This is a genomic window from Nocardiopsis listeri, assembly GCF_020741345.1.
Classification (GTDB): Bacteria; Actinomycetota; Actinomycetes; order Streptosporangiales; family Streptosporangiaceae; genus Nocardiopsis; species Nocardiopsis listeri_A.
Window position 1 is genome coordinate 1 of sequence record NZ_DYZD01000229.1, and the last position, 3,517, is coordinate 3,517.

Consider the following 3,517-nt stretch of genomic DNA (forward strand, 5'->3'; position numbering starts at 1 on the left):
CACAGGGCCGTAGGTACCCCAACCATTCTCCCCCTTCCCCGATAGCCGCCAAACCGCCGCCCGCACCGCACGGGTCAAGGCCACCAGCCCCATCGTCACAGCAACACAACATCGCCTTGACGCGTGCGGTGCGGGCGGCAACAATCACGCGGCGGGGAAGGAGGAAGAACCCACCCCCACCCCGCCAGGCCACCCCAAGACCCACGACCCCAGACGCCCCACCCACGCACCCGGCACCCGCCAATGTTCCAGACCACTCGAAGGCTCATGCGGAGTGCGATTGATGCTGGAAGTCAGAAGTCAGAAGTCAGAGGTTGGAGATCAGGGCGTCGGTGTCCTTCGCCGGACTTGACCGACCCTGTGCGAAAACGTTGGAATACCCCTTACCCGATTACCGGAGCCGCGCCGATGGGGCCAAGGCTCGGGCGATCCGGGGGCCGACCAGGCGTTCGGCCTCCGCCAACGGGTACCACTCGGCACTGTCGACCTCGGACTCCTGGACGCGTCCGATCTTCCCTCGGGTCGTGGTGAAGGCGAATCCGAAGTCGAGGTGGAAGTGTGCCGGCTCGTCCTTGTCCGGTCGGGCGGGGACTTCGCCGAACTCGACGTAGACGGGAATCTGTCGGGTGGGGATCACGGTGTCGGCGTCGATGCCGGTTTCTTCCACCAACTCGCGTACGGCGCCGGTGATCAATGTGCCATCGCTCGGTTCCAGGTGGCCACCGGGCTGCAGGGTGAGTCCGTAGGCGCGGTGTTCCACCAACAGGATCTCGGACCCTCCTCGGACCAGGAGAGCACCGACGGTGACGTGCATGGGGAACGTCCGACGCGAGGCGAGGTCGCGTCCTCCTCGCATTAGCCGGGCCGGTTCGGCGAGCGCCGTGGCCTCTTCGGGGTGGCGTCGTAGGTGGTCGGTCAGGGTGGCCCGGAGTTGTGGGTCGGTGATCGGCGCCATGACCCTTATCCTGCCCCACCGTGGCCCGAGTCCGCCCGGAGTACGAGGAGTGACCCCACCCGGCCCGCTACGCCCGCTGAGGGGTGCCCTGCCAGGGCACCCCCGCGCGGTCCGTCAGTCCAGGGAGTACACGCGTACGTAGTCCACGCGCATCTCCTGCGGGAGTTGGGTGCTTCCGTCCGGGTAGCCCGGCCAGTCGCCGCCCACAGCGACGTTGAGGATCATGAAGAACGGCTGGTCGTACACCCAGGGGTTTCCGCGGGTGTCCTCCCAGGTGTAGGTCTGGTAGGCGTTGCCGTCGACCGACCAGGTCACGGAGCCGGGCCGCCAGTCCACGGCGAAGTCGTGGAAGGTGTCGGCGAAGGACCATCCCTGCGGGTGCATGTACGAACCGGTCAGGGGGTCACCGCCGAAGTACCCGGGTCCGTGCAGGCTGCCGTGCACAAGGTGGGGTTCGCGGCCGATGTTCTCCATGATGTCGATCTCGCCGGAGTCCGGCCAGGGGGTCTGGGGGAAGTTCGCGCCCAGCATCCAGAAGGCCGGCCAGATGCCCTGTCCGCGTGGGATCTGGATGCGCGCCTCGATCCTGCCGTACTGGGGCTGGACCTTGTTCTGCGTGGTCATGCGCGCGGAGGTGTAGGAACCGTCGGACTCCTGTCGGGCGGTGATGACCAGGTTGCCGTTACCGTCCAGGGCGGAGTTGGCCCGGCTGCCGGTGTAGTTCTGCAGTTCGTTGTTGCCCCATCCGTGTGCACCGGTCTCGTGGTTCCAGTTGGCGGGGTCGGGGGCGGACCCGGCGGGGCCGTCGAACTCGTCCGACCAGATCAGGGCCGCCGCGGTGGGTGTCGGGTCCTCGGTCTCGGCGGAGACCGTGGCGGGGGAGTGAAGGAGGGCGACCGCGGTGAGGAGGGCGGCGGTCGAGGAGGTCAGGGTGCGCATGGCGTGCTCCGGGGGGAAGGGGCCCAAGGGGGCGTGACGGGCGGAGTCGATCCCTGTGGGTCATCTCGGCCGCGGGTGCGGGTTCGGTGACCCCTGGTATTGGAAAGTTACCTTACGTTTAGTCTGGCTGTCCGGCAAGAGGCGAACAGGACCTTCTTCCCCGCCGGGCCGCCCCTCAGGCCGTGGCGATGGGCAGGAGGATACGGACCGAACTCCCCCCAGGCCCACTGTCCATGGCCACACGGCCTCCCTGCGCCTTCACCAGGGACCGTACGATCGGCAACCCCAGGCCGACGAGCCCTCCCGTCCGGCCCGAGCGCGTCGTCACGAACGGTTCGAACACGTGGGGGAGCAGATCGGGATCGACCCCGGATCCGTCGTCGGTGACGGTCAGGGCCACGGTGCCCTCGTCGACGTCGGTGGCCACGTCGACGACCACGTCCGGTGGGTTGTGGTCGATCGCGTTGGAGATCAGATTCATCAGACACTGCTCCAACCTGGCCTGGTCTCCGAGCACGACCTGAGGAGAGACCTCGCGGAAGATCACCGATCGGGCGAAGGGGAGCGACTCGACCCTGGTCCGCACGGCATCGAACAGGTCGGGCAGGAACACCGGACCGCGGTCGGCGTCGATCTCGTCGTCGCCGCGTGCCACCGCCATGAGGTCCTCCAGGACCCGACGCAACCGTTCGAGTTCGGCGTGCACGATCTCCGCCTCCGGTCCTCCCAGCAGCTCCAGGTGCCCCTCGGCCACCGCGAGCGGGGTGCGTACTTCGTGGGAGATCGCCGCCAGGTAGCGGCGCCGACCGGTGTCCGCCTGTTCGATACGGGTGAGCATCCGGTTGATCTCGGTGGCCAGCTCCGTGACCTCGTCGTGGGTGTCGGGGACGGGCACACGTGTGGTGAGGTCGGCCGGGGAGATCTCCTGCGCGGCCGCCGACACCTCCCGCACCGGGGCCAAGGTGCGACGCACCACCAACCACAGCGCGATCCCGCCTCCACCGACACCGATGCCCCCGGCCAGGGCGGTGACCAACAGGACCGTGGCGGCCGTGTCGTGGACCACGTCCAAAGGCGCGACGACGGTGATCACGGCGATCTCCTCGTCGGTCGCGTCGGTAATGGGAGTGTCCAGCACACGGACCCTCCCGACGTCGGTGTCCATCGTTCGCGCGACCCCGGGGACCGAGGCGGGCGCTTCGTCGCCGCGCATGAGACCCGCGACCCGGGAAGGACCGCCGGTGCTCTGCAGGCGGACCCCGTCGACGTGTATCAGGGAGACATGTCGGGCTCCGCTGGGACGGATCGACAGTGCCCGGCGTGCGGCGCGCTCGGCCTCGGGGCCCGACACCACGCCGTCCAGTCCGGCGGCGGTGGGCATCTGTTCCCCCAACGTGTCGCTCAGGAGCTCGGACTCCTGGCTCAACAGGTCGTCGACGTCGTTTCGGCCGGAGACCAGGACCAGCTCGTAGGTCAGGGCGGTGATACCGCCCACCACCAACACCATCACCAGCAGGGCCCGCAGGACCAGGCGTCTGGTGAGGCTCACCGCGCGCCCTCGCTCAAGCGATAGCCGACACCGCGCACGGTCTGGATGTGCTCCGCTCCGAGTTTGCGGCGTAG

At 68.5% G+C, this 3,517-nt stretch carries 3 protein-coding genes and 1 pseudogene; all 4 read right to left on the reverse strand.

The annotated features are described in order from the left end of the window. Positions 1 to 391 precede the first annotated feature (391 nt). On the reverse strand, positions 392 to 955 hold the full coding sequence (locus K8V84_RS12360) for an NUDIX hydrolase (protein WP_304074305.1): 564 nt from the start codon (positions 953 to 955) through the stop codon (positions 392 to 394). Between the two features lie 114 nt (positions 956 to 1,069). Then, the gene (locus K8V84_RS12365) at positions 1,070 to 1,894 is read right to left on the reverse strand and encodes a glycoside hydrolase family 16 protein (RefSeq protein WP_304074306.1); all 825 of its coding nucleotides are present in this window, start codon (positions 1,892 to 1,894) and stop codon (positions 1,070 to 1,072) included. A 175-nt stretch (positions 1,895 to 2,069) separates the two neighbouring features. Next, positions 2,070 to 3,443, reverse strand: coding sequence for a HAMP domain-containing sensor histidine kinase (locus K8V84_RS12370; RefSeq protein WP_304074308.1), 1,374 nt, complete (start codon positions 3,441 to 3,443; stop codon positions 2,070 to 2,072). Beyond that, positions 3,440 to 3,517 (reverse strand): annotated as a pseudogene (locus K8V84_RS25855) (DNA-binding response regulator); the annotation flags it as partial. The gene K8V84_RS12370 and the pseudogene K8V84_RS25855, both read right to left, overlap by 4 nt.